Origin of the sequence: Candidatus Thermodiscus eudorianus, assembly GCA_015521085.1 — an archaeon.
GTDB lineage: Archaea > Thermoproteota > Thermoprotei_A > Sulfolobales > Acidilobaceae > Thermodiscus > Thermodiscus eudorianus.
This window is the reverse complement of the sequence record WAOW01000003.1, coordinates 1-24,300: the sequence shown is the minus strand read 5'-3', so window position 1 is coordinate 24,300 and position 24,300 is coordinate 1. Positions and strand designations below refer to the sequence as shown.

Here is a 24,300-nt window from a genome sequence, read left to right as displayed (position 1 = left end):
CCGCGTAACCTTCATAACCGGGTCGAGCCACCAGGGTATCTAGGAGGAGATGCTCCATGAGCATAGGATTAAAGGCCAGTGTGAAGAGCCTCCAAGTCTCAATCCACAGCCACATAACCGGGCTAGGCCTAGACGAGAAGGGACGGGCCAAGAGGATAGGAGGAGGCCTAGTCGGCCAAGAGGAGGCCAGGGAGGCCGCTGGCATTGTGGTCGAGCTGGTGAGGGAGGGCCGCCTCTCGGGTAAGGGCGTGCTACTCGCGGGGCCTCCGGGCACGGGTAAGACTGCGCTGGCAATAGCAATAGCCAGGGAGCTGGGCTCCGATACGCCCTTCGTGGCGATGAATGCCAGCGAGATCTATAGCGTGGAGCGTAAGAAGACGGAGGTCTTGCTGCAGGCGATCAGGAGGGCTATTGGCGTGAGGGTCACCGAGACCAGGAGGGTTTACGAGGGCGTTGTGGCCAGTCTGAAGTTCCTCCGGAGGAGGACTCCCTTCTCGCCATACCCGACCCTTGCGGGTGCGCGTCTGGTGCTTGAGACTAAGGATGATAGTGTCGAGTTCAGTCGTGTGCCGCCGGAGGTCGCTGCACAACTATACCAGTTGAGGGTCCGGGAGGGCGATGTGATAGTTATAGACTCGGAGACCCTTGAGGTCAGGAAGCTCGGTAGGGCCAAGGGTAGGGGTAAGAAGCTTTATGATATCGAGGTTGAGGAGGAGGTAGAGATCCCAGAGGGGCCTGTCGAGAAGACTAAGCAGGTTGTAAGGACCTTCACCCTCCATGATATTGACTTGAGCGTGGCCGCCCAGAGGGCCCTCTTCACGGGGCTATTCGCAGTCTTCGGCGGGGAAAGGGAGATTAGCGACGAGGTCAGGAAGAAGACGGACGAGCTGGTTAAGAAGATGATTGACGAGGGGAAGGCGGAGCTGGTCCCGGGAGTGTTGTTCATCGACGACGCTCACTTGCTCGATATAGAGGCCTTCGGCTTCCTCTCGAAGGCTATGGAGAGCGAGTTCGCCCCGCTCGTAATACTGGCCACCAATAGGGGCGTCACCAAGATAAAGGGCACTGACGTCGAGTCACCCCACGGGATACCGAGAGACATACTGGACAGGCTCCTGATAATACCCACGAGGCCCTACAAGCCCGACGAGATAAGGGACATCATAATGATTAGGAGCGACGAGCTGGAGATCCCCTTAACCGAGGAGGCGCTAGACGAGCTGACGAGGATAGGGTCTGAGAGGAGCCTGAGGTACGCTATGCAGCTGATAGACCCGGCCTACACTATAGCAAGGAGGCGTGGGGCTAGGGCTGTCGATGCGGAGGACGTCAAGGAGGCTGAGAGGCTCTTCGCCGATGTAAAGAAGAGCGTCAAGATGCTTGAGGAGTACAAGGACATCATGATGGTCTAGGAAGCCTCTTCTCCAAGAACGCCCTCATCCTCTCCCTAGCCTCACGCGACAACACCAACAACTCCAACTCTGAGATCCCAGACTCAAGGGCCGGCCTCACACTCTCCATGGCAAGCCTCTTTATACTAGAAACCGCATATACGGGCAGCGACTTGAACTCGGCCACCAGCTCCTCAAGCCTAGATTCAAGCTCGCCGGGCTCCACGACCTCGTCAAACAACCCATACTCCAGGGCCTCGCTAGCGTCTAGGAAGCCTCCCCGGAGGGCCAGCTTCTTAGCCAGCCTAAAGCCCAAGACATAGACTCCTAGGGTTGATAGGAGCGGGGGTATCAGTCCTATGCGTATCTCGGGGAAGCCCGTGAGGGAGTCTCTGGTGGCTATTACATAGTCCATTGCAAGCAGCAGCTCTCCCCCACCGCCAACAGCCACCCCATCCACCACCGCCACAGTGACCTTGGGACACCCTGCAACCGCCGTGAAAGCCTTCTTCAGCACACTGAAGAAGCCTATGGAGTCCTCAACGCCTCCGAGCCTATACATATCGCCTATATCGTCTCCAGCCGAGAAGGCACCGCCACGCCCCCGGTACACGACTACGCGTACATCCCCGTCGCTGCAGGCCCTGGTCGTATACTCCTTGAAGGCCTTCCACATCTCCAGTGTCATAGCGTTCCTCTTCTCGGGCCGGTCGATGACTATGTAGGCTACTCCATCCCTGACCTCGTAGAGGATGTTCCCAGAGGACTCTATGGGCACGTGGGACACCGTGTAGTTAGGGGTTATGGGCTGGGGGATAAATGCCTGGAGGGGGATGAATAGAGGGCTGGGGGCTCTAGTAGCCGAAGAGCCTCTTCAGGTAGGCCTGCTCCCACTCGTCCTTGGCCCTGGTGTATTCGGGCTTCGGCTGCGGGTCCTTAGAGGGCTTAGGCGGCTTCGTCGTGAAGTTCAGGCCGAACTTCACGCTCAAGGACTCCAGCCTCCCCTCTAGGTTCCCGACGTAGGCCCAGCCCAGGAAGGCGTACTGCACCTTCACTGTCTCGCCGAGGCCCAGCTCTTCTATCAGGTTGTTCGCGGCGAAGAGGGAGCTCTCGAAGGCGATCTCCTGGTTCTTGGGGAAGGGTAGCTTGGCCACGTCTCCAGCCGCTAGCACGTCGTCGTACTTCACGTGTCTTAGGTCCTGTGGGGAGCGTACTTCGAACCACTTGTCTCCTAGCCCGGCTTCTTTTATGAAGCTGGGGGCCCTGTTGGGTTCTAGGAGTGCTAGTATGGTATAGTCCAGCTTCTCGCCATCGTCCAGCACTACGTGTCCATCGGCTATCTCGGCTATCCTAGTCTTCGCTACCAGCTCTATACCAGCCTCCTCGAAGAGCCCAGTCACCACGTCGGCAATAACCGGGGGCTGGGGCTTGTCATTCGCATCAACGTGCACGATCCTAAAGTTATCCCTCACACCCCTATTCTTCAAGACAGTGTGTATCAGCAGGGAAGTCTCGCTTGGCGCCGGGGCACAGCGATAGGGCATAGGCGGCGCATAGACGACGACCGTTCCACGGGTGGCGGCCCATAGCCTCTCCCGGAGCGTGTTTATCCTGCCTATCTCATACACGTTCCCACTGTTATACCAGTACTCCCTGTAACCCTCTATCTCGCCTCCATCCAATACGACGCCAGGAGCCACCAGCAGGTAGTCATACTCCAGCTCCCTCCCCACGCCGCCCCGGGTCGGGGCCTCCTTGAAGTACACCCTCCTATTAGCCGGGTCAACAGCGTCGACGAGGCCGAAAACCACCCTTATACCGCTCCTAGCCACCTCCTCATAGCCCCTAGTGATCCTCTCCAGCCGTTGCTCTCCGGTTAGTAGGAGGGGCTTGCTGGGACCGGCGTTGTAGAAGGGGTCCTTGGTTATAATGGTTATGTCCAGCTCGTCTCCTCCGCGCTCCTTCAGGGTCCTGGCAAACGAGACGCCGGCTATGCCTCCTCCTATGACAACGATCCTCTTCTTCATGGCCTGGTCCCTCGATATCTCGTCGAAGGCGTTTCGATTTACAAGGATTCAGTTTATATTTACACCAACACATATAGGTAATACCACACACGTGTATCCCCCGGATAAACCAGTCCAGGGCAATACACTCCCCAACACCCGGAAGGAGGGGTGGAGGAAGGCCATGGCGATATTCGAGAGGGTAAGCAGGGTCTACTGGAACGAGACCGACGCCGCCCAGATATCACACTTCTCATCATACTTCAAATACTGCGAGGAGACCGAGGAGGAATTCTTCAACCAGAGGCTAGGAGTCAGGTGGAGGCCGGGCGACATAATGTTTCCACGAGTACACGCCTCGTGCAACTACATGGCACCCCTAAGAGCCCACGACCGGTACAAGGTCGAGATAACAGAGATAACCGTGGGCAGGAAGAGCATGACCTTCAAGTACAGGATCCACAACCTAGAACTAAACCGGCAAGCCGCGGAATGCGAGATAGCAACAGTAGCAATAGACCCAGCCACCTTCAAGTCGGTAGAGATCCCCAAGGAACTAGTAGACTCCCTATTAGAACAAGGAGCAAAACTCAGGGAAACAAACAAAGAATAGCCACTGCCAAGGAGGCTAGTTATAACAAACATGGGTTTACCGCTCCAAGAGAGCATGATGTCGCAACCTCTAGGGTTAACCCCGCCTAGTAAGAGTAGGCCTCCCAGCCCTTCTTCGTAGCCACCAGGTGTAGGGGCTAACACGTAACATCACTATAGTACCCGTCTAGGCTCCCCTTACACGGAGGTCCTGGTATTCTGGAAGCTTGACCCCGGTGTGGTGGGGTTTGGCTATTATTTCCAGAAGCTCCTATTCCTTACTAGGAAGTATAAGCAAGTGTTTATCTACGCAGAAGAGATTTAAATAATTTGTTGATTTCTAGTTTAATCTGGTGATCGATTATGTCATCGTTGCAACTTGGACAGCCTAGTATACCGTACTATGAGTTTCTCCGTTATTTCTTTCCAGGATTCATATTCATATCATTAATATTTTTAATATATAAAGATTTTAATGTTACACCTAACGATCTAGCGTTAATATTCACTATATCATTAATATCAGGGGTTGTAATTCATTCCTTTTCGCCTTATAAATATGTTCCTGGCATATCAGGGCTAGGAAAGGAATTTGTTAAAAAACTACCAGATATTATACTTGGAAATTTTTGTCGCGATATACCTATGGAGGTGAGATACTATATCAGCCAGGACATTATATATCTAGTTACTGAAAAAAACTTTATAATAAGAAGATATTTTGCATTAGGTGCGTTAAAATTAGATATCGCCTTTTTCCTCATCCTCACTATTCCATTAATATTATTAAAAATTATATATGAACATTCTATATTTATTTTATTTATTCTATCTATATTAATTTATAGTGTTGTAATATTAATAGATGACGGGAAAAACGATCTAGTAAGGTCTTATAATATGATGTTTATAATGTATAATATATATAATGATAAAATTGAAGCATTGTTAAATAAAATTAAATGTGATAATTTAATTATATATAAAAAGAAACGGATATATCCAAAGCTTCCTAAGCTCAGCGGCAAGCCCAACCTTTCCAACAGTCGTTCCTAAAAACTCTGTATAACACTATACAATAGTAAACCCGTGAGGTGAGTCAATTTGGGCTTAGATGACGGTGGGAGGATTAGCGTTGACGTTGCTAGCCCTCGTGATTTGGAGAGGATTACTGGTATAGTCCGGGGGCTCCCGGAGTGGTTTACCCCCGATGCCGTGGCTGAGGTGGAGGAGGACGCCGGTAGATCGCACGGTTTTGTGATCAGGGTTGATGGCGTGGTCAGGGGGTTCGTGTTGCTCGGCGAGAGGGAGTGCTGCATGGAGATACTGTGGCTGGCCGTGGAGAGGGGCTTCCAGGGCAGGGGGCTTGGAAGCCTGCTCTTAGAGGCGGGCGCCGGGTACGCGTGTAGCAGGGGGAAGCGTATCCTGTCTGTGAAGACGTATGGTGGGATGGACTACGAGCCCTACCTGGCCACCCTAAAATTCTATAAGAGTAGGGGCTTCAAGCTCTACGAGGTAATAGAGGAGTACAAGCCCTTCGGGGGACAACCGGCAGCGATACTCTTGAAACACCTAGACTGCAATACAACAACAGCCAAGAACCCAGTGTAACACCCCCCTTAGAGCCGGGGGAGGGACCCCTTCTCCCGGCATGCAATAATCCAGGTTATTATTCCCTCCAGCACGCCACGGCCTATACCGTGGATGGAGGAGGGTCCCTCAACTTGTCCAGGATACTGGTTCTCAGCGACATACACGGCAACCTACCGGCCCTAGAGGCGGTGCTGGAGGCGGCCAGCGGCTGGGACGAGGTAGTAGTCCTGGGTGACTTGGTCGACTACGGGCCATGGCCTGGAGAGGTCATAGACGAGTTGAAGGGGCTCGGGGCCTCGATCGTCAGGGGCAACCACGACCATGCAGTGGCTTATGGAGTCGATTGTAGGTGTGGCGAGGAGACCCACTGGCTGAGCACCTGGTTCAGGAGCAACGTGACGCTCCGGCTCCTAGATAAGGCCTCCATAGACTTCCTACGCAGCCTCCCCACTAGGCTTGAAACTGAGATAGCCAGGGTCAAGACGGTCCTAGTCCACGCGGCGCCCTCCAACCCACTCTACACCTACCTACACCCATGGCTCGGCGACGATAGACTCTGCAGCCTGTTAAAGCCAAGGCTGAGGCTGGCTAGAGGAGAAGAGGGCATGGATTGCCCTAGGGGCCTATACCTGGTCGGTCACACACACCACCAGTTCTATAGGACCGTTAATGGGGCAGTGGTGGCTAACCCTGGGAGCGTCGGGCAGCCGCGCGACGGCGATCCAAGAGCCGCCTACATGGTCCTCGACGACTCCACGGGCCTCATAGCCCTTGGAAGAGTCAAGTACGATGTTGAAAGGGTGCTGCGGAGGCTTGAAGAGCTCGGCGTGCCGGAACCCTACCTGGGGGCCCTCAAGTACATGCTGGTCAATGCCAGGGTTCCACCGAGGAGGGCTCCTGCCGCGAATCCCTAGACCCCAGCCTCATACTGTGTAGGATCGCTGCGATGCCTGCTGTTACAGACAGTGCGTGCACCAGTAGCGGGAGTGGCCTGTAGTCGGGCTTGAAGTGCCTCGCCACACCTACTATCCCAGTATGCTTGATTACCTTGTAGAACGGCCCGCTCACACTCCCTCCGAGACCCTCCCCGCCGCTTGTGTCCCCTTTACCTGCGGTTGCAATCCACACTAGATAGACCTGCCCCCCGCCTATATCCCTCAGTGTAGAGTTGCACTCTACCCGTCTAGAGCCGGAGAGGGTGTCCAGTATATCCTCGATGTCCCCTGACTCGATAGCTCGCACCTTCCCGTGACCGTGTGCTTTGTAGCCTATTACCGAGGCTATCCTACTCCACGGGCCTTCGCCTACAATGTAGACGGTGCAGGTAGCCCTGGCACTATCCTCCGGGCCATTGGCAAACCCGTGGTACAGTATATGGCGATGGCGTAACCTGATTCTTCTAGGACCAATGGGTAGCGGCTCCGGTCCACGCTCCTAGATACATCGACTAGCCCTATGGTGTAGAGCCTATCCCTAGATGCTCCCACTAGGATTAGCTGCTCCGGCCTGTCCACGAACACCCTCCCGGTGGCATGTGCATGGGCGTAGAGCGATATCCCGGTGAACGCCGCCACCAGTAGCAGTATCGCTGCCAGGCTAGCCGCTGTCCTAAGGCTCACGGTAGCGCCACGGGTTATCGTAGGCTCGCGTAGAGTCCTGAGCAGCGCAGTCTCCAGTAGCATGGATAGCGCCATGAATAGCGTCGATACAGTGAAGGTTAGGGTAGAGTAGTCCATAGACTCCATGGGAGGCGCCTGGTCGGGGGAGAACACGAGGGCCGGGTAAGACGGTATTAGTAGGAGCCTATAGGCTACGACCTCCCACGCCGAGCTGACATCGGCCCCGAAGGCGCCTAGGGTTACGGCTAGAGGGTACAAGGCGAAGACCACGAGGGCGGTAGCCCCTATCATCTGGGGCTTCCACTCCAGTAGTCTCACCAGTAGTAGTATGACGAGGAGATGGTACGCGGCTTGTATCGACACTATGGCTATATGCATCCACAACAGCCTATTGTATAACAGGAAGGGGTTCATCACCGCTAGAACAGCCGCGAGCAGGGAGAACGTAGCGAGTGGTGGCGCTAGCAAGTGGTAAATTGGCATTGGCCCTGCTTCAAGCCTCGGCGAGCTGGTTCCCCTGCCTGCGGCGTCTCTCTTCGCGGTGGTCCAGGCTATTATGGGTGTGAAGAGCGACGCTACAAGAGTCAGGTAGTAGATGGATTCCCCGTCGACCTGCCCCTCCATGTAGAGGGTTAGGCTGTACAGGACGCACATGGCGCTGTAGAGGAGTGCTAGCCTCTGGGAGGGTGTCCTGTAGGCTTTGGTTGTCAAGGGGGCAGTGTACCGGGGCGGCTTCGTATAGTCCTGGTATAGCCGAGGGGTAAAATCCTGTGGCGTTCATGGTAGAGGGCCTGGGGAGGGTCCCCCCACGTGGTCTATCGTCTTTAAATGGAGCCGGGCTGGATAGGGTATCCTGGGTGCCACGCGTTTTGAACAAGCCAGGAGAGCAGAGGCTACCCTTCGAGGCCCCGAAACCAGCCTTCATCCTCTTCATAGGATCCACGAGGACCTCGACAATCCCAGGGATAAGCATAGCCGGGCCAACACCAGAAGCCACACTCCTCACGCCCACACTCGACGCCGAATACCTGCTGGCTGGGAAGCCCCTGAGCATGGACGTCGTCCCAGTCTCGCCCGAGGGGGTCCCGACACCGGCAGTAGTGTCGAGGGCCCTCCTAGGCCTACTCAAGATACCCGCCCTCGTAGCGGACTCCGGATCCTTCCTAGAACCCAAGATACCCCACATAACCCTCCCATCCAGGAGAGTAGGCGACCGCATAGACACTGGCAAGGCCCTCCCGCCCGGGACGGCGGCAAGGCTATACGAGGAGTCCCGGCTACTCGGCAGGACCATGGCCGTAGGGATAGACGTGGTGGTCGGCGAGAGCATACCAGGCGGGACAACGACCGCCATGGCCATAATGGAGGCGCTCGGCTTCAAGGCCCGGGGGAGGGTTAGTGGCGCTGGCCCCTTGAACCCCCACGAGTTGAAGGCCCGGGTCTACGAGGAGGGCGTCAAGGCCTCCGGGATCGATGTGCCGGCCCGGGACCCCTTCAAGGCGGTGGACGCGGTGGGGGACCCTCTCCACGTATCGATAGCCGGGTTCGTGGCCGGCGCCCTGGAGGCCGGTTCGAGGGTGATCCTGGGCGGGGGTACCCAGATGTGTAGTGTGTTAGCGATACTCTCCAGGCTCGACGTAGACCTAGACGGCCGGGTTGTCCTCGCAACCACGGGCTGGCTGGCGCGGGACGAGTCGTCCGATATCGAGGGCCTCCTCTCAGAGGTCTATCCGGGGGTCCCTCTGGTCGTTACACCCGTGGACTTCTCCAGGTCCAGGTTCAAGGGGCTCAGGATGTATGAGGAGGGCTACGTCAAGGAGGGCGTCGGGATGGGAGGCCTCCTAGCCGTTGCCAGGGCCCTGGGCATAACCGGGGAGGAGGTGTTGAGGGCCGTCGAAGCCGAGTACTCAAGGGTGACCACGGGTGCCGCCAAGACTGATAGTACATAGGAGAGACCTTGCAGTGATAGACCTGGGCTTCAAGGGGATCGCCGCGTCCTCAGCCCCCTACCAGCCCCATGAAGCCTCGGCCATCGCCTTCCGCCGGGTCGACGAGGACTTCAACCCCCCAAGCCTAGAGGGCTTCTACGAGAGGGTTAGGAGGGAGATCGGCAGGCCCGACGCGATCGTGCTCCTCACAAGCGTCGACCTAGAGGAGAGGCTCGCCGTCGAGGAATCGAGAGACCCTCCCGGGCTCATAGCCGTGTCAGTGGGCTTGACCCCGCCCGTGTGCATCGGGCCGGGCGAATACGAGCCCCTCCGCGCCTCGACCATCAACGTGGCCGTAGGCCTCGATACCGGTTTAGACCCCTCCGGCCTCCTAGACCTCTTCAAGGTGGCCGTCGAGGCCAAGACCCTAGCCGCCGTAGAGCTCCTCCTCCGGTGCAGGACACGGTCCCCTGGGACTGCTAGCGACGCGGTAGCCGTAGTGGCCAGGCCCGGGAGCTCCCGTGATGGAAAGCTGACAGCTGGAATGGCGACGCGGCTAGGCGGCCCAGTAGCGGAGGCCATCTATAGGCTAATCGTGGGGCTCGGCTCCTCCATACTAGGGCCCTATGGCCTCGCCAGGAACGCCCTCGGCTATAGTGTTGACGAGCTAGTGGATCTAGCGATGGAGGCTTACATGCAGGCCCCCGTACCGGGCGTCGAGCCCAGCAGGGTTAGAGCGCTGGTTAAGAGGTTGCTTGAGCAGGCCCTAGGGGACCCCAATGTAGCGGCCCTAGTCATAGCGGCCAGGGACTTGGATCTAAGGGGCCTAGCCGGGGTCCTGCCGGGGGTCACGGGCGAGGAGTTCTCCAGGGACCCCAGGGGCATTATAGCCGATGAACTCCTAGCCACGGCGCTATCCCTCTACCTAGCCGGGTTCAAGGGGCTCCTGGCGACGTACTGGGTCGAGAGGCTCAAGGAGAGGGGGAGGGTCCCTGTTGAGGCCCCCGTCTTCGAGGACGACATCATCTCGGCCCTCCTAGGCTCGTCGCTATCCCTAGTATACGATAGGCTCATCGCCAGGGGCGGGGAGAGTGAGGATTGACTGTATAGTGATGGCCGGGGGCAAGGCGTCCAGGCTGGGAGGCGTTGAGAAGCCCCTCGTGAGTGTGTGCGGCGGCAGGCCTATGGTGCTGGGCGTCCTTGAGGCCGCCAGCAGGGTATGCGATAGGATCCTCATGGTGTACTCGCGTCACACCCGGGGTATCGAGGTCCTGTGCAGGACCCTGGCCTTCCCGGGGCTCCAGTGCCTTGAGGGGTCCGGGGAGGGCTACGTCGAGGACCTGAGGACCGCCCTAGGACTGGTCCGGGTCCCGGCTCTCGTGCTCCCCGCCGACACCCCCCACATAGACTGGGTGTATCTCGATGACTTCCTGGGAAAGGCTATAGCAGCGCCTGGAAGCGTGGTCAACCTAGTCACCAGTAAGGGGCCGACCGGCATATCCCTCTTCAAAGACCGCGGCGGCTCCTGGTGGGATATAGAGTACCCACACGCCCCGGCCTTCATAGACGTGGACACTCCAGAAGACCTAGAGGAGGCCGAAGAGGAATGCTCGTGAGGAGCCACGGCGGGAAGCCGCCGCGGGGAGTCCTAGACTTCAGCACGCCCCTCAACCCCCTAGGCCCGCCCCCGGCGATAGCCGAGGCGATATCCAGGCTGGCGCTTGACTCGGGCCTCAGGTACCCAGACTATAGTTATAGAGACTTCAGGGCGGCGGTGGCTGGCTACTACGAGATAGACCCGGGGCTGGTCGTGCCGCTCAATGGGGCGGCGGAGGCCCTCCAACTAGCGTTAGCAGCATTCAAGCCCAGGGCGCTGGTGAGCGTCGAGCCTACATTCGGCGACCACGGCTTCACCGTCACCAGGCTGGGTATTCCATGGATAACGGTCCCTCTAGGGCACCGCCGTGGAGAGTACGTCTTCGACCCCTCCCTCGTGTGCAGTATCCCGGGCGGCCTGAGGAGAGGGTCCCTCCTGCTATTATCCAACCCGGACAACCCCACGGGCTCCCTCGCAAGCCCCAAGACCATCGTCGAGGCCGCCGAGTGCATGGAGGAGGGCGTGGTTCTGCTGGACGAGGCGTTCATGGATCTAGCCCCGATCGACGGATACTCCCTACTGGGCAGGGCGCCCGGTAACCTAGTGGTTGTGCGGAGCCTGACCAAGTCCCTGGCAGTCCCAGGCTTGAGGATAGGATTCGCATACGCCGGGGACAAGAGGCTGGCCGAGCTCCTGGAGGCCGCGAGGCAGCCTTGGAACGTAAACACCCTGGCATCGAGGATAACGGTGGAGGCACTAACGGTCCACCGAGGGGAGACTAGGAGCCACATAGAGAGGGCCCGCGGCTTGATAAGGCGGGAGGCGGCCTGGCTGGGGGAGGCGCTAGCATCCCTGGGCATGGTAGTATACAGGAGTATGGCGCCCTTCATACTTGTCTACCATCCACAGGCCAGGCATCCAGGGCTTCAGGCCGAGCTCAACAGGCGGGGCGTGCATGTTAGGGATGCGAGCTCCTTCGCGTACCTGACACCGTACCATTCCAGGGTCTCGGTGAGGTTGAGGCGTGAGAACCAGGTGCTCCTAGAGGCGTTCAAGGACGTTCTAGGCGGTTGAGCGGTCTCGGAGGGAGTGGCGGGTGCCGGAGGATAGAAGCTCCCGCAGGTCCTGTTGGCGTCTAGCCGGCTTTAGGGACCTCCTGGCGTTTATGACCGGGATCCCCCTGGGAGGGGGCGATATCGAGAGGGCAGCGTGCGCCTTCCCGCTGATACCGTTTGTAGGGGCCTTGGAGGGTCTCCTGGTGTCGCTGGCCCTAGCCGTGTTGGCGTTTTTCGGCGTGGAGGGCGTCTTGGCTGGAGCCTTCTACCTTGTAGTGCATCTCCTGGTGACTGGGGGTATACACCTGGACGGGTTCTCGGATTACTTGGACGTCCTGGGCTCTAGGCTCTCGGGCGAGGGGGCGGTGAGGGTCTTAAAGGACCCCAGGAAGGGGTCCCACGCCATAGTATGGATAGCTGCCACATTCATCCTCTCAGCGGCCTCTGCAGGGGAGATCGCCTCTCTGGCCAGCGCTTCGGGCCCGTGCCCGGTGCTGCGCCTAGCAATGTTCACAGCGGTCTACACGGCTTCGGCGGAGGCCATGTATATCGTCTTAGCGGCGGGGCCCAGGGAGCCTTACATGGGGCTGGGCGGCCTCTTCCGGGACCACATGGACAGGAGGGGCCACATGGTCAACATAGCCACCTACACTATAACAGGCTTCCTCCTAGTCCTAGCAGCGCCGCACAGCACCTCCTCCATGACTATACTATTGATAGTGCTAGCCGCGCCGTTCCCACTCTCGATACTAGCCGCTAGAGACGCCTCGCATAGGCTGGGATTCGTCAACGGCGACGTAGCCGGATTCGCCTACGAGGCCACGAGGACAATCCTCCTAGCCCTGGCAGCCATAGCCCTACACGCGGGTGCAGGTCTTGGCGCCCTGTAGCCAGCCAGCGGCACACTACTTGGCTATAGCCCTGGCAGCCGCCCTACTCCTCGACCTGGTATACCCCCGGCACTCCGGGATACTCTACCTGGTACACCCGGTGAGGCTCGCCTACCTAGCAGCCAGGAAACTAGCTAAGCCCTACTCCGGCGTAGCCACTGGCATGGTGGTCTGGCTCGTAGTGACGCTATCAATCCTAGCTCCAGCAGCCCTCGCACTATGCCTCGCCACCCCCTATCCCGCGTTATGGCTCGCACTCTCCATAGCAATCCTCAAGTTCTCCGCCTCCCTCAGGCTCCTCCTAGATACTGTCCGGCGCGTTGCCTCAAGCCTAGCCGAGGGCCGCATAGACGAGGCGCGCTCGACCGTGGGAGAGATAGTGAGGAGACCCACCCAGCGGCTCAGCGCCCCGCTAGTGGCGTCGGCGGCAATCGAGTCCCTGGCCGAGAACCTAGTCGACGGGTACACCTCGCCCATCTCATACTACCCCCTACTAGGCCCCCTAGGCCCACTGCTCCAGAGAGTGGCCAACACGCTCGACGGGGCGATAGGCTACAGGACGCCCGAGTACGAGAGGGTTGGCAAGACCTCGGCCCACATCGACACCCTACTCAACTACATCCCCGCCAGGCTCACAGCACTACTCATAGCTCTCGCATCCCCGCTAGCTGGCGGGAGCCTGCGAGGCGCACTACGCGCCTGGGCCAGGTGGAGGAGGTCCACGGAGAGCCTCAACGCGGGCCACCCAATAGCCGCCATGGCCGGTGCACTCGGCGTTAGACTTGAGAAGCCCGGCCACTACATAATCAATCCCGAAGCCAGGCCCCCAACCCCCTCCGACGTGGATAGGGCCGTGGAGATAGCTGTCATAACCGCTACAGCCTACACGCTCATAATACTAGCGCTGGTCCTGTGTTGTTCCACGTAGACACTTCTTTATAGCGGATCGCTATCCTCCCTCCCCATGGTGGTTGTCTCTTGCCTGGTCCTCCTCCCGTGAAGGACAGGCTTGGCCGTGGTAACGTCATTGATATCGATGCGGCTGGCAGGGCTGTGGAGACCGTGAAGAGGGCTCTGGACTATGTAGTGGCTGGTCCTCCCATAGTACACCGCGGCCCGCGTGGCGAGGTTAGCGTCGACGTGCCCTTAATGTACCAGAACTTCGCTCTCGACAGGGTTCACTTCGACCCAGTCCTGCGCATGCCCTCACCGAAGGGCCGACCCGGCAGGGCATGGAACGTGGAGTTGTCTTTGGACGAGGTGCAGGGTGTTATGGAGAGTGTGCTTGGCGAGGTCTGGGTTGTCGAGGCCGCCGAGTTCCGGGAGCCGGAGGACGCTTGGGCTGTTCCCCTGGCTTGGAGGCATGTTATCATTGCCCATGTGAGGGTGTCGCGTGACGGAGGAGAGATTGTGCCTGACTATGGCTTGACCGAAGAAGTGAGGAGGCGTGTCCTCTAGCAGTCGTACCGGCCGTGTTCGTGGTTTTGTTGGTTGGGCTGGGTCCCTGGTTGCTGGTGAGAGGCTCTTATCGCTCTTAGCGGTCTTGTACCTGGCGTTGTTTGTCGTTGATAGGGGTCTCCCTTCTAGGACCCTGGAGTATCTCAGCCTTGATACGTTGTCTGTGATAGTGGCGTTGATGATTGTTTCACGGGGCTTGGAGCTTTCAGGCGTCTTCAATAGGCTCGCTGTGGCGCTCGTGGAGTCGGCTGGCTACTCCCGTCTTCGGGTACACGTGTTTATGATCGTGTCATCGGCGCTCGCCTCGGCGATCATTATGAACGACGCGGCCCTCTTCATCTTCATCCCATTCGCGTTATCGCTGTCGAGCTACCTGGGCGGAGCCGACATCATGCTCGCAACGATCACCATCGCGGCCAACGTCGGCTCCTCTCTGACGCCGATCGGCAACCCGCAGAACATCATAATATGGCACAGCTACAACCTGGGCTTCATAGAGTTCATACGGGCGATGGCACCCTTCTCCGCGCTCTCGCTATCACTCCTCATAGCATACTCGGCGATACCCCATAGACGCTCCAGGGCTGGTCCCGCTGGTCGGGTGAGTGCGATGCCCCGTGTGAGGCTCGATAAACCCCTATTCATCGCCTCGCTCCTCCTACTGGTAGCCGATATTGCTCTCGCCCAGTTCGGCCTCCAGGCTTATGGACTAGCGCTCACACTCGCCGTGTACTTGGTCGTCAATAGGATGGTCGTCTACGGGCTCGACTACAGGCTGATACTGATATTCATGCTCATGTTCATCGACTTCAGGGAGGTATCCCACCTGCTGCGGTGCTGGAGCCATTCGCCACTAGCGGGAGGTGGCGTGGAGATCATAGTGCTGTCGGTGGTGTTAAGCCAGTTAATCAGCAACGTGCCCGCGACTATCACACTCATAGACCACATACCAAGGACCCAGTGGAGGTACTTGGCGATAGGAGTCAACCTGGGCGGCGTCGGCCTCGTAATAGGCTCCATGGCCAACATCATAACGCTACGCCTGGGAAGACTAGACCAGGCCACATTCCACAAGTACACCCTGCCCTACTTCGCCATACTCCTAGCGACAACCATAATACTACTCGCATAGGCACCCCAGAAGTGGAGCCTGGGATAACCCGCGGTGGAGCCCAAATTGTTTCGGATTGGCAAGGGCGAGCCCGTGATTAAACCCAGCGGCAGGGGCATGGGGAGGGTCCCCGAGAGGGTTCTCCTAGTATTCACGCCCAGGCTGTTCAGGAAGGCCAAGGGAATGCTAGAAGGCTACACAGCCTGGAGGCGCCCGGGGATACTGTACCGGGTTGGCGAGGGCCTCTATAAGGGGGTAAGGGTACTTCTAGCCCTCCCCTACTGGGGCGCGCCGGCAGCGGCTGCGGGGCTGGAAGTCCTAATAGCCAGTGGAGGGAGGCTCTTCATCATGGCCGGGTTGGCGGGCGCCATACACCCCAGGCTGAGGATAGGGGATATGCAGGTGCCAGCGTGGGGTCTTAGGGAGGAGGGGACGAGCTACCACTACGAGCCCCCAGGTGTAGTTGCTAGGCCCGACGAGATGCTGGCTGAGAGGCTCTACCAGGCCGTTGAGAGGATTGGGAGGGAGAGGATTAGGGTCGAGAGGGGAGGTATATGGAGTACAGACGCATTATTCAGGGAGACTAGAGACAAAGTCGAGGACTACTCGAAGCAGGGAGTCCTGAGCGTGGACATGGAGGCTACGGCCTTGATGACGGTGGCTCGATACCGGGGCGCTCGGCTGGCTGTGGTGGTAGCGGTGTCAGACGAGCTCTACGGTAGCAGGTGGAATCCGGGGTTCGACACGAGGAGGCTGGCGAGGAGTGAGAAGGTGATGATAGAGGCCTCCCTCCAAACACTAACAGGGGAGCAGTGAGTATCCCCGATACATGAAGGGTCCCTCAGAACATTTGGGTTATAGAGTAATATAGTGTGCGCTTATGCTACTACACGTGGTGTCCCGCGTTGGCAGGCTTCGTCAGGATCTGGCACGGCGTTACTCCTAGAGGTGTTGCCGACGAGTATGAGAAGTTCCTCATCGACCGGGCAGTACCAGATTATAAGAGCGTGCCCGGCTTGAGAAAGGTGATCTTCTCCAGGAGGGATGAAGAAGAGGTTACACACTTCCTCTCCTCCTAATAACTATATGGGAGTCAATCGAGGCCATGGAACGCTTTACTGGCGGAGACCCGTGGAAAGCCAAATACTACCCAGAAGACGACCATTACCTCCTGGAGAAAGAAGAACACGTACAAATATACAAAATATTCCACGAATCCTGAAACCCTAAAACCTAACTACCATGACATTAGTATACTGTAAACCCAAGACGATGAGCCTAATCGTATAGTCCAGGCAGGACCCCGTCGTCTACGCCCTTCGCCTCGACGCCAAACGCCGGGAGTAGATATGTAGAGTCAAGGAGCACGGACACAACACTATCCGTCCCACTCTTCCTGCTCACCCTCACTCCCCTCCTCGAACTCCTCGACTGTAGTCGAAGCCCACTTCCTCATCCTAGAGGCGAGGAGGAATGGATCGGGGCCCTCTCAATCACGATGCGATCACCCTCAACCCTCTCTACGTCCTTTCCTAGTCCTCGCAGACGCCAATAGCCTCAAGGAACTCCCTCGACAGATATACGGCCCTCTCCCCATACACACGCAGCCTCCTCTTCAACTGGCCAGAGCACCCCTGCCAGGCAAGACGAGATATACCAGATAGCAATCCGTATACCAGGCAAAATAAAGACGGTCCAGAGAAAGTAGAAAGCCTCCCTATCTCTCGCAAACCCCATACATTACATTATATTAATATATTGGGGTTGCTCCCACAACGACTTAACCGCCTCAAACCCAGGATGGATTTGATAGGCGCCATCCTAGACGCCTGGTGGAGGGTCCCTCGTGGAAGCGTCTAGGCTCTACATAGTAGACCTGGCTTCCAGCCTAGCGGAGGCTTGCGGGGGTAGGGGTTGTAGTAGGGAGTGTCTCCGAGAGTTCATCCATTGGAACTATAGATACCTTAGGCCCTACGTGGAGGAACACCTAGACGGAAGGATAGACGTACTAGTCGACCTGCTGGATGAGATGTTCTCCCTGCATCCAAGGCTATGCAAGTCCAAGATCGAGCTTAAGGGATACCCTGTAGCTGGGATGGAAGAAGTGCTCTCCAACCTCTCCCTCCTACTCCAGTGGCCCATCAATGCAGTCCTAATCCTATTCTATACTGGGTTCGACTTGGCCCTCTCAGCCTATGGCGAGTACACATACGTGGGCCTGGAATGGTTCGCCGATCCCAGCCTCGTGGGCGAGCTGAGGGACCCCGGGCTCCGAGAAGTGGTAGGATACCTCCACCGTAGGGGCTGGGGGTTCATAGCGGCTAACCTGGCCCACGAGCTAGCCCACATCCACACCCCCACGATCAAGGGAGACCCTCTGCTGGCGAGGCTACTAGAAGAGGGGCGGGCATGCCTCGTCTCATGGCTAGTAAACCCCCATGCCGGCATAGAAGGGATTCTCCCGCTGGTAGGCCGCAGTTTATCAGAGTACGAGGGGTGTCACGGCGAGTTGCTCCAACTACTGGCGAGGTACATGCGCGGGGAGGCTGTGGTGAGCGAGCGCGAGCTCTTCTCACCCACATTCCATGACCCGGTGTGCGGCCTGCCGATGACAGGGTACTATCTAGACTTCCTGGCCGTCCATAAGCTACTATTGGGTAGAGGAGTCAACTACGTCCTATCCATGGATGATACGAGAGGGGTTCTAGGGGACCTGCTGGAAGCCATAGCCTAGGCGGGCGTGGCCCGAGGGGCCCTCCCTTCTATCTGGGTGTGTGGGCCTATTCTAGTATCTTTGATAGGATGCTCGACACCTTCTCCACAGCTTTTATCCACGCGTTCCTTAACCCGCTCGTCTAGCTTGCTGGTGACTATGGCCTCTATCCTGGCCTCCGTGGGGAATCTATGATCTATAACTACCTTCATCGCCAATAGCCCTGACTCCCCGGGCTCTTCCTTCACCCACTCCTCCTTGTAGGCACGCTCTCGTCTCTCCTCCATGGACACCTCTAGGGAGTGCGCATGTACCTCGATTAGCGCCCCGGGTGGTAGGGCTATGCCGAATTCGCCGTTGTCTATGTAGATTAGGGTCCTGTGCTTCTTCAGGAGTTCCAGGAGGTCCTCTTCCTCGTCCTCCCCCGGCTCCTCCTCTCTCCCGAGGATGTCGCTGGCCTTGACCCTCCTCAGCTTTAAGACTAGGGTCTCTCTCAGCGGGATTGTAGCGATCCTCCGCCTGAAGGTGGTGAAGTCTGTCCTCTCCCTGGTCTCTCCACGCTGGAAGCCGTTGTTGGCTAGGATCTCTACTAGCCCATTATAGTCGTCGATGTATACCCTAGTCGACACCGTGGCCCGGAGCTTCTCGGCCACACCAAGCTCCTCCAGCTTGAGAGTCCTCATGAGGGGCTCCTCGCAGACGTACTCGTCGCGGGGCTTGACTAACAGGTCTACACCCACGCTTATCGAGCAGCAGATCCTCCCAATCCCCGCGAAATTATACACCCTGATATAGCCATCCTCTGTAGCCTGATACTTAGTCTAGAAGACGCCATCACCAGCATACAGGCCCAGCAGGCTCTTCGTACGCTCATCCAGGACTACCTCATCGAACAAGCCCAAAAGGGCACCACCCACACCAGGCAATACCCCGAGGGAGAATCCAGCACCTATAAACGCATACCGTGGTATATCTTCATGATTATTGATATGGATATGGAAACCGGAGAGACGGGTCGGGACTCAACCCGCTCGGAGGAACTCCACTACAACCCTTGGCAGCACGCTCCTCCTCACCATATCCACAAGATCCCTGACCCTCTCGTAGCCGACACTCATATACTCGACTCCATGCAACGGTAGGATTTCCGATCTCGGAGGCACTCGCCATAAACCAAGGCTGCCCGCCACTCCCCATCCTACAGCCTCATTAATATAAATAAATATCAGTTTATACACAGCTATCTTGGCGACACGGCCTTGAGAAGCGATCTAAGGGTTAAAGAGGCCAATAATGGAGACCTAGAGGTGCTCCTAGACCTCTACACCGAGTTCTACAGCGAGCTACGCTCACGTCAAGGTCTGAGGCCCCGTAGTAGGGAGGAGTATCGTGGCGAGGTCGAGAGTTATCTCTCCCGGGATAAGATATTCCTAGCCGAGACCAGTAGCGGCAAGCCAATAGGCTTTATCCGGGTCTCCACCCGTGAGGGTTGCTACTGGTTTGAGGAGCTCTACGTGAAGCCAGAGCACCGTGGGAAGGGCGTTGGTAGGATGCTCGTGGAGAGGGCCGAGGAATACGTCAAGCGTCACGACCCCTACGTCTACATAATGGTTCTCCCCCAGGACCGCAGAGCCCTCGGCTTCTGGCTCCACATGGGCTACAAGCTCCTAAACACGATAGAACTAGCAAAGAACCTCGAAGAAGGAGACGAGGAAGAGACACGCCCAATACCACTACTAAACCACATACTAGAAATGTACAAGTGGGAGAGAGAAGAGTACACGCGCCTCGAAGGGAGGTTCCTGGAGCTAGTGGAGAGGTATCTGGAGGAGGGTGGAGACGGCGAGCAGCTACTTAGGATCTTCGTAGAGGCCCTGGAGGCACACCTCAAAAAGACGATATCCTAGCTTATCATAAATAAATATCACGTAAGACAACTATAATAGTAGACGACGGAGGGAGCACGGCTTGGAGGATGAATACTGCGGGGACACCACGCTAAAGAGCCTCCCAAAACTACTACCTGGACGCGCCCCCAGCCACGTCGAGAGAATCCTCTCAGAGTACCTAGACTCGTACGAGCGAAGCGTCAATTGCATAATCAAGGATATACAGGAGAGCGAGACTATCGAGGACTTAAACTACAATATACTCAGGCTCAACAGCATATACTCGCTATCGTTCCCAAACATAGTAAACAGGCTATGGAGCGAGCTGAGAGACGAGCTTAGAAGAGCCGGGATAAGGAAGAGGGATATAGAGTCCATCATAGCCGGCGTGCTATCCGAGATCCAGTTCAGGGCAGTAAAGACGGCTATAAAACAGGTGAGGACCCTCGGAGAGCGCCTAGGCCTGGAATCCGCCACTATAAGCCTGGGACTCTCACTATCAGGCCCCTCAATACAAGTCAACTTCACGATAAAAATCTAAAATAATTAAAGAACAGGCCTACTAGACCCTAGGCCAGGCAACCCACAACCAGATACCACACCTGATGGTTAATGAGAGTCCAAGCAACCATCGGCCCGATCGAGTTCCCGGTATACCTGAACACAAGGCCCAGCCACAGGAACTCGACAAGCCCTTCAAGGCATTAGGCAACCCGCCCCCAGGCGATAATACAAGGTGTAGGAGCCCGAAGAGGACGACCGTCACTACCAGGCCAGGCGAGAGGGTCCCTCCACCCGAGAGCCCTATCAGTATTGACAATAAGCCACACGACGAAGAACACCTCCAAAGGCCCATAGACCGCGGTGCCAAGCAACGCGTAGAAGACGTTTAGTGGGAACGAGAGCCCAAACCCACCATTAGCGTTCCATCCATCCCAGACAACCCTCACAGAAAAGAGCGCCACAGCCAATACAAGAGACAACGCCAGGCCCAGCCACAGGCCACCACGCCTCACGCCATAAACCCGGAAGTCATCCCCGCAAGCCAGAGACACCGCGAGCTGGAGGCCTCCAACAGCAGCCAACTCGATATAAGACGCCAGATACGGCTTCTCATAGAACAAGCCGAACAACTGCCCGGGACCAGTAGGCGGCGAACCCTCCACGAGATAATAAACGACAACACCCACCGCATATGCGCCGACAAGCAGCCAAACCCACGAAACGACTACGAGCAAACCCCTCCTACCACAACCAGGGAAACCCCACTGGCTACGCCCCCAGGAGACCCCACCACACTAATGGGGGTGGCGAGGGAAAAAGCCATTACCAAGAGAAGAGGTGACCCTACAATGGACACGAGGCTAGCCAAAGCCCCAAACACGCTACAACAATACGGCATCCCCTGCAACCTCACCCCAGAAGAGCTACAAGCCTACCTAGAAGCCCCACAACCACTGCAAACAGCAATTCCCTGAAAATCAGGGAATTAGGCGTAACCAGCAAACCCCAGGGGTCAATTGAAAACCGGGTCCCAACCCCAGAGATTCTACACATCCGCCATCAGCTGTGAGAGGGAATTCCCGGGAATCCAGGGAACAACCAGGAAACCCAGGCAAAACACATACAGTTATGATGGAAAAGAATAAATACTATAAAGAGGGCTCCTATCATGAGCTTCATAGTGAATCCACTGTATGGATGTGTGTTTAATGGGGGTTAAAGGCCCCCTTTAAACGTGGAATCTGACTGATAGAAGAGGGCCAAAGAAAACCATTAGCCCGAGCTATACACAAAATCTAACATAGAATTGAAAGGGATATAGATCGCCTGGCCAGTCGCTTGGCTTCGGCAAAATCTAACATAGAATTGAAAGAGGAGACGCAGATTCATGGATCGGAGTGGATACGAGACAAAATCTAACATAGAATTGAAAGCTAGCCACGGCGAGCCTGGGCTACGAGATCCTGGGCGACAAAATCTAACATAGAATTGAAAGTGCTTATCGTATTTCCATTCGCGTCCATCAGCTTTATGTCAAAATCTAACATAGAATTGAAAGTCACGTACACGGACGTGTATGTGTTATTGTCGTCCGGCGGCAAAATCTAACATAGAATTGAAAGTCCTTTAGTACGACGACTTTACCGTTGTCTTCAACGTGGTGTCAAAATCTAACATAGAATTGAAAGACAAGTAATGAAAATTTATTGAGAGTTTCATCTATCTTCTTAACGACCAAAATCTAACATAGAATTGAAAGCGGCATGGTATAATAGCAAGTACAACTTGATCGAGTTCCAGCAAAATCTAACATAGAATTGAAAGTCTCGATGTACTGTCCGTCTCTGCTTACACACTCGCTTAGTTCAACAAAATCTAACATAGAATTGAAAGCCCGTACTTACCGTACCCGTTCTCCCACTCCCACGGGTTTCCAAAATCTAACATAGAATTGAAAGAGATCGAGCTTGGAGAGGTTGAGGGCCTGGCCCCAGTAGCAAAATCTAACATAGAATTGAAAGTGGCCTTGGGTCGTCGTCAAAGCCGAGGACCTCTTCTAAAATCTGACATAGAATTGAAAGCAAAACGAGTAAAAGTTCGGTAAGCGGCGAAGGAACCTCGGTATAATACAATATAAACCCCTCTAAGAACCATGACGTAAGATACAATAATATGATGCTCCATCCCATGGAGAAGGTTAAGGTGGTCAAGGCTAGGTCTTGGAAGGACCTCCCCGAGATCCTAGAGCCTGGAATCTATAATGTGAGTGGGGAGACCTATACTATAGAGGAAGACGTTCCTAAGAAGGTTGTTCTTAGGACTCTCAAGTATAAGAAGGCGGGGAAGACCCTGATCTAGGGATCCCTCTTCTTAGATCTCTCATAGAATTTCTCTCGCGTCCCAAAGCCTATGATGAACCAAGCCCTATACTTCCCGATCCTAACACGTCTAGCCTTTAATTCTCCAATGATAATAGGCTCCCTGAGCAGCCTGAAGATTGCTTGGGGGATAGCTATTCAGGTCTTCCTCTAGTTCCTTGAGAACCCTATAGAAGCGATCTCTTAGATCGCGTGGGTAAGAGGGTCCCTCAAGCTCCTCTTTTAGCCTGGGATCCATTATTACTTTCCATTTACCAAAGCATTTCCTGAGAGACACCCTTAGACCCATGATCTAACTAATGGGTGCTCAGTCCTTATAAATATTTATATTATAGATATGATTTAATATTAAATCGCACTCCGAGGCCTATTTCGCCTTTCCCCAATATCTCAAGATCTTTGTTTTGTGTTCTAGATGAAACGTCCACAGCAACCCTTAATAGACGGGATTCCGCCTAAAACTAATTAATATTCTACTAATTTAGATTAAGAAAGAAGCATAAGCGTTAATACTCTTAGACGAATATACGGTATAAACGCCGAGCCCTCGGGGAGAGCGGGGGTACCCGAGGTCGAATGAGGCATCCCCGCAGTTACCAAGTGAAGAGCCCCCTAGGGGAAGGATAGATCCCAGACAGGGGCCACCCTTGGAACAAGGTGATTCGCAATCCTACACTTGAGTGGATCCTAAGAGACGCTCCTAGCACGACTTGACCCTATATTGGGGTTAGGAGCTATAGGCTGTGGTTGGGGAATAATATTGGTTGACTGGAGGGGTGGGGGGATGGCGGGGTTGTCTCCCAGCTCCGAATACCTGGGATATAAAAGTGATGTTTCCAGAGGAAACCTCTAACTGGAAACACACTTCAAGGATAGTTATCGGATTAAGATATCTATAGTGATAACCTGGAAACTCTTCTGTATATAGAAGTATAAAGTATATTGGGCTGAGAACTCGTAGTAGTTCTTGGAGGTGTATGAAGAGTTGTCCAAGGTTGTCAGAGCAGTGTATAAGGATGGCGTGTTGAAGCTTCTAGAGCCTGTAGAGCTCAGGGAGGGCGAGGAGGTATTTGTAAGGTTGGAGAGGTACGAGGACCGTGTCAGGAGGCTCCGGAAGTATCGGGGCATGCTGGGTAAGGCGAGTAGGGAGGAGATAGAGGAGCTCCTGCTTGAGGCTGAGTTTGAGCGCCTCTAAAGGGGATAGACAGGGTTGAAAACAGTAGATACTAACATCTTCGTTGAATATCTCTTCAACGGAGACCGTGCTGACGAAGCCGAGAGGCTCTTAGCTTCATATCCTGATCTGGCGGTGACAGTTGGGATAATCGATGAAGTGGAGTTTGTAATTATAAGACGCCTAGCAAAGAAGAGACTAGGTATTAGGAAGCTCAGTAGGCTAAAGGAACACATAAGAAAGAGGGGATTAGACTTCGCAATAGACATGCTAGGGAGATACACTGAGATGCTCCACGAATTCGACATAACGGTCTTGAGAGATCATGCAGAACCCAAGGAGCTACTAGAAGCCATGAGAATATACAGGCTAACCCCAAGCGACGCTATTATAGCCTTAACCT

The 24,300-nt window shown here is 55.8% G+C and carries 28 protein-coding genes, 1 pseudogene and 1 CRISPR repeat array; of the genes and pseudogenes, 22 read left to right on the top strand and 7 right to left on the bottom strand.

Going from position 1 to position 24,300, the window contains the following annotated elements; all coding sequences use genetic code 11:
- Positions 1 to 56: 56 nt before the first annotated feature.
- Positions 57 to 1,085: pseudogene (locus F7C38_01205) on the top strand (RuvB-like domain-containing protein).
- Positions 1,086 to 1,166: 81 nt separating this feature from the next.
- Complete coding sequence (locus tag F7C38_01200; GenBank protein MCE4600170.1) at positions 1,167 to 1,412, top strand: hypothetical protein; 246 nt, start codon at positions 1,167 to 1,169, stop codon at positions 1,410 to 1,412.
- Here the strand turns inward: F7C38_01200 and F7C38_01195 are convergent.
- The gene (locus F7C38_01195; protein MCE4600169.1) at positions 1,399 to 2,169 is read right to left on the bottom strand and encodes an enoyl-CoA hydratase/isomerase family protein; all 771 of its coding nucleotides are present in this window, start codon (positions 2,167 to 2,169) and stop codon (positions 1,399 to 1,401) included. The two genes, F7C38_01200 and F7C38_01195, sit on opposite strands and share 14 nt — an antisense overlap.
- Before the next feature lie 76 nt (positions 2,170 to 2,245).
- Positions 2,246 to 3,418 carry an NAD(P)/FAD-dependent oxidoreductase gene (locus tag F7C38_01190; protein ID MCE4600168.1) on the bottom strand — a complete coding sequence of 391 codons (1,173 nt, stop codon included), beginning with the start codon at positions 3,416 to 3,418 and terminating at the stop codon, positions 2,246 to 2,248.
- Positions 3,419 to 3,581: 163 nt separating this feature from the next.
- On the opposite strand from F7C38_01190, the gene F7C38_01185 reads away from it, so the two are divergent.
- The 4 genes from F7C38_01185 (at position 3,582) to F7C38_01170 (ending at position 6,495) form a co-directional block, all read left to right on the top strand.
- Positions 3,582 to 4,010 carry an acyl-CoA thioesterase gene (locus F7C38_01185; protein ID MCE4600167.1) on the top strand — a complete coding sequence of 143 codons (429 nt, stop codon included), beginning with the start codon at positions 3,582 to 3,584 and terminating at the stop codon, positions 4,008 to 4,010.
- Positions 4,011 to 4,351: 341 nt separating this feature from the next.
- Positions 4,352 to 5,044 carry a hypothetical protein gene (locus F7C38_01180; protein ID MCE4600166.1) on the top strand — a complete coding sequence of 231 codons (693 nt, stop codon included), beginning with the start codon at positions 4,352 to 4,354 and terminating at the stop codon, positions 5,042 to 5,044.
- Positions 5,045 to 5,092: 48 nt separating this feature from the next.
- On the top strand, positions 5,093 to 5,599 hold the full coding sequence (locus tag F7C38_01175; protein MCE4600165.1) for a GNAT family N-acetyltransferase: 507 nt from the start codon (positions 5,093 to 5,095) through the stop codon (positions 5,597 to 5,599).
- A gap of 113 nt (positions 5,600 to 5,712) precedes the next feature.
- Positions 5,713 to 6,495: a metallophosphatase family protein gene (locus F7C38_01170; protein MCE4600164.1), complete on the top strand. Its 783-nt coding sequence runs from the start codon at positions 5,713 to 5,715 to the stop codon at positions 6,493 to 6,495.
- Here F7C38_01170 and F7C38_01165 read toward each other — a convergent pair.
- Together F7C38_01165 and F7C38_01160 are read right to left on the bottom strand one after the other, a co-directional pair.
- Complete coding sequence (locus tag F7C38_01165; protein ID MCE4600163.1) at positions 6,449 to 6,823, bottom strand: hypothetical protein; 375 nt, start codon at positions 6,821 to 6,823, stop codon at positions 6,449 to 6,451. The genes F7C38_01170 and F7C38_01165 overlap by 47 nt on opposite strands.
- A 62-nt stretch (positions 6,824 to 6,885) precedes the next feature.
- Positions 6,886 to 7,911 (bottom strand): hypothetical protein, encoded by a 1,026-nt coding sequence (locus F7C38_01160; protein ID MCE4600162.1) that lies wholly within the window; start codon positions 7,909 to 7,911, stop codon positions 6,886 to 6,888.
- Between the two features lie 158 nt (positions 7,912 to 8,069).
- Between F7C38_01160 and F7C38_01155 the strand changes: the two genes are divergently transcribed.
- The 11 genes from F7C38_01155 (at position 8,070) to F7C38_01105 (ending at position 17,973) form a co-directional block, all read left to right on the top strand.
- The gene (locus F7C38_01155; GenBank protein ID MCE4600161.1) at positions 8,070 to 9,149 is read left to right on the top strand and encodes a TIGR00303 family protein; all 1,080 of its coding nucleotides are present in this window, start codon (positions 8,070 to 8,072) and stop codon (positions 9,147 to 9,149) included.
- Positions 9,124 to 10,230, top strand: coding sequence for an adenosylcobinamide amidohydrolase (locus tag F7C38_01150; GenBank protein ID MCE4600160.1), 1,107 nt, complete (start codon positions 9,124 to 9,126; stop codon positions 10,228 to 10,230). The genes F7C38_01155 and F7C38_01150 overlap by 26 nt, the downstream gene beginning before the upstream one ends.
- Positions 10,220 to 10,744 (top strand): NTP transferase domain-containing protein, encoded by a 525-nt coding sequence (locus F7C38_01145; protein ID MCE4600159.1) that lies wholly within the window; start codon positions 10,220 to 10,222, stop codon positions 10,742 to 10,744. The genes F7C38_01150 and F7C38_01145 overlap by 11 nt, the downstream gene beginning before the upstream one ends.
- Complete coding sequence (locus F7C38_01140; protein ID MCE4600158.1) at positions 10,735 to 11,799, top strand: histidinol-phosphate aminotransferase family protein; 1,065 nt, start codon at positions 10,735 to 10,737, stop codon at positions 11,797 to 11,799. Before F7C38_01145 ends, F7C38_01140 begins: the two co-directional genes overlap by 10 nt.
- Positions 11,800 to 11,821: 22 nt before the next feature.
- On the top strand, positions 11,822 to 12,670 hold the full coding sequence (locus F7C38_01135) for an adenosylcobinamide-GDP ribazoletransferase (protein ID MCE4600157.1): 849 nt from the start codon (positions 11,822 to 11,824) through the stop codon (positions 12,668 to 12,670).
- Complete coding sequence (locus tag F7C38_01130; protein MCE4600156.1) at positions 12,657 to 13,598, top strand: cobalamin biosynthesis protein; 942 nt, start codon at positions 12,657 to 12,659, stop codon at positions 13,596 to 13,598. Before F7C38_01135 ends, F7C38_01130 begins: the two co-directional genes overlap by 14 nt.
- 50 nt (positions 13,599 to 13,648) lie before the next feature.
- Positions 13,649 to 14,128, top strand: a complete 480-nt coding sequence (locus F7C38_01125) for a hypothetical protein (protein MCE4600155.1) — start codon at positions 13,649 to 13,651, stop codon at positions 14,126 to 14,128.
- Positions 14,118 to 15,260: a hypothetical protein gene (locus tag F7C38_01120; protein ID MCE4600154.1), complete on the top strand. Its 1,143-nt coding sequence runs from the start codon at positions 14,118 to 14,120 to the stop codon at positions 15,258 to 15,260. The genes F7C38_01125 and F7C38_01120 overlap by 11 nt, the downstream gene beginning before the upstream one ends.
- A 45-nt stretch (positions 15,261 to 15,305) precedes the next feature.
- The gene (locus F7C38_01115; protein MCE4600153.1) at positions 15,306 to 16,055 is read left to right on the top strand and encodes a nucleoside phosphorylase; all 750 of its coding nucleotides are present in this window, start codon (positions 15,306 to 15,308) and stop codon (positions 16,053 to 16,055) included.
- A gap of 89 nt (positions 16,056 to 16,144) precedes the next feature.
- Complete coding sequence (locus F7C38_01110) at positions 16,145 to 16,318, top strand: hypothetical protein (protein MCE4600152.1); 174 nt, start codon at positions 16,145 to 16,147, stop codon at positions 16,316 to 16,318.
- A 767-nt stretch (positions 16,319 to 17,085) separates the two neighbouring features.
- A complete protein-coding gene (locus F7C38_01105; protein MCE4600151.1) occupies positions 17,086 to 17,973 on the top strand; it encodes a hypothetical protein in 888 nt (295 codons plus the stop codon).
- Here F7C38_01105 and F7C38_01100 read toward each other — a convergent pair.
- Together F7C38_01100 and F7C38_01095 are read right to left on the bottom strand one after the other, a co-directional pair.
- The gene (locus F7C38_01100; GenBank protein MCE4600150.1) at positions 17,970 to 18,737 is read right to left on the bottom strand and encodes a hypothetical protein; all 768 of its coding nucleotides are present in this window, start codon (positions 18,735 to 18,737) and stop codon (positions 17,970 to 17,972) included. The genes F7C38_01105 and F7C38_01100 overlap by 4 nt on opposite strands.
- A gap of 237 nt (positions 18,738 to 18,974) precedes the next feature.
- On the bottom strand, positions 18,975 to 19,115 hold the full coding sequence (locus tag F7C38_01095) for a hypothetical protein (GenBank protein ID MCE4600149.1): 141 nt from the start codon (positions 19,113 to 19,115) through the stop codon (positions 18,975 to 18,977).
- Between the two features lie 96 nt (positions 19,116 to 19,211).
- Here F7C38_01095 and F7C38_01090 point away from each other — a divergent pair, with 96 nt between their 5' ends.
- Positions 19,212 to 19,859, top strand: a complete 648-nt coding sequence (locus F7C38_01090; GenBank protein MCE4600148.1) for a GNAT family N-acetyltransferase — start codon at positions 19,212 to 19,214, stop codon at positions 19,857 to 19,859.
- A 61-nt stretch (positions 19,860 to 19,920) separates the two neighbouring features.
- Positions 19,921 to 20,382 carry a hypothetical protein gene (locus tag F7C38_01085; protein MCE4600147.1) on the top strand — a complete coding sequence of 154 codons (462 nt, stop codon included), beginning with the start codon at positions 19,921 to 19,923 and terminating at the stop codon, positions 20,380 to 20,382.
- Positions 20,383 to 20,545: 163 nt separating this feature from the next.
- Here F7C38_01085 and F7C38_01080 read toward each other — a convergent pair whose 3' ends face one another.
- The gene (locus F7C38_01080) at positions 20,546 to 21,079 is read right to left on the bottom strand and encodes a hypothetical protein (protein MCE4600146.1); all 534 of its coding nucleotides are present in this window, start codon (positions 21,077 to 21,079) and stop codon (positions 20,546 to 20,548) included.
- A gap of 555 nt (positions 21,080 to 21,634) precedes the next feature.
- A CRISPR array of direct repeats spans positions 21,635 to 22,426; the repeat unit is 24 nt; unit sequence CAAAATCTAACATAGAATTGAAAG.
- 106 nt (positions 22,427 to 22,532) lie between these two features.
- On the opposite strand from F7C38_01080, the gene F7C38_01075 reads away from it, so the two are divergent.
- The 3 genes from F7C38_01075 to F7C38_01065 form a co-directional block, all read left to right on the top strand.
- Positions 22,533 to 22,703 (top strand): hypothetical protein, encoded by a 171-nt coding sequence (locus tag F7C38_01075; protein ID MCE4600145.1) that lies wholly within the window; start codon positions 22,533 to 22,535, stop codon positions 22,701 to 22,703.
- 1,005 nt (positions 22,704 to 23,708) lie between these two features.
- The gene (locus F7C38_01070; protein MCE4600144.1) at positions 23,709 to 23,918 is read left to right on the top strand and encodes an antitoxin family protein; all 210 of its coding nucleotides are present in this window, start codon (positions 23,709 to 23,711) and stop codon (positions 23,916 to 23,918) included.
- A gap of 15 nt (positions 23,919 to 23,933) precedes the next feature.
- Positions 23,934 to 24,300 (top strand): PIN domain-containing protein (locus F7C38_01065; GenBank protein ID MCE4600143.1); only part of this gene is annotated, 367 nt, incomplete at its 3' end.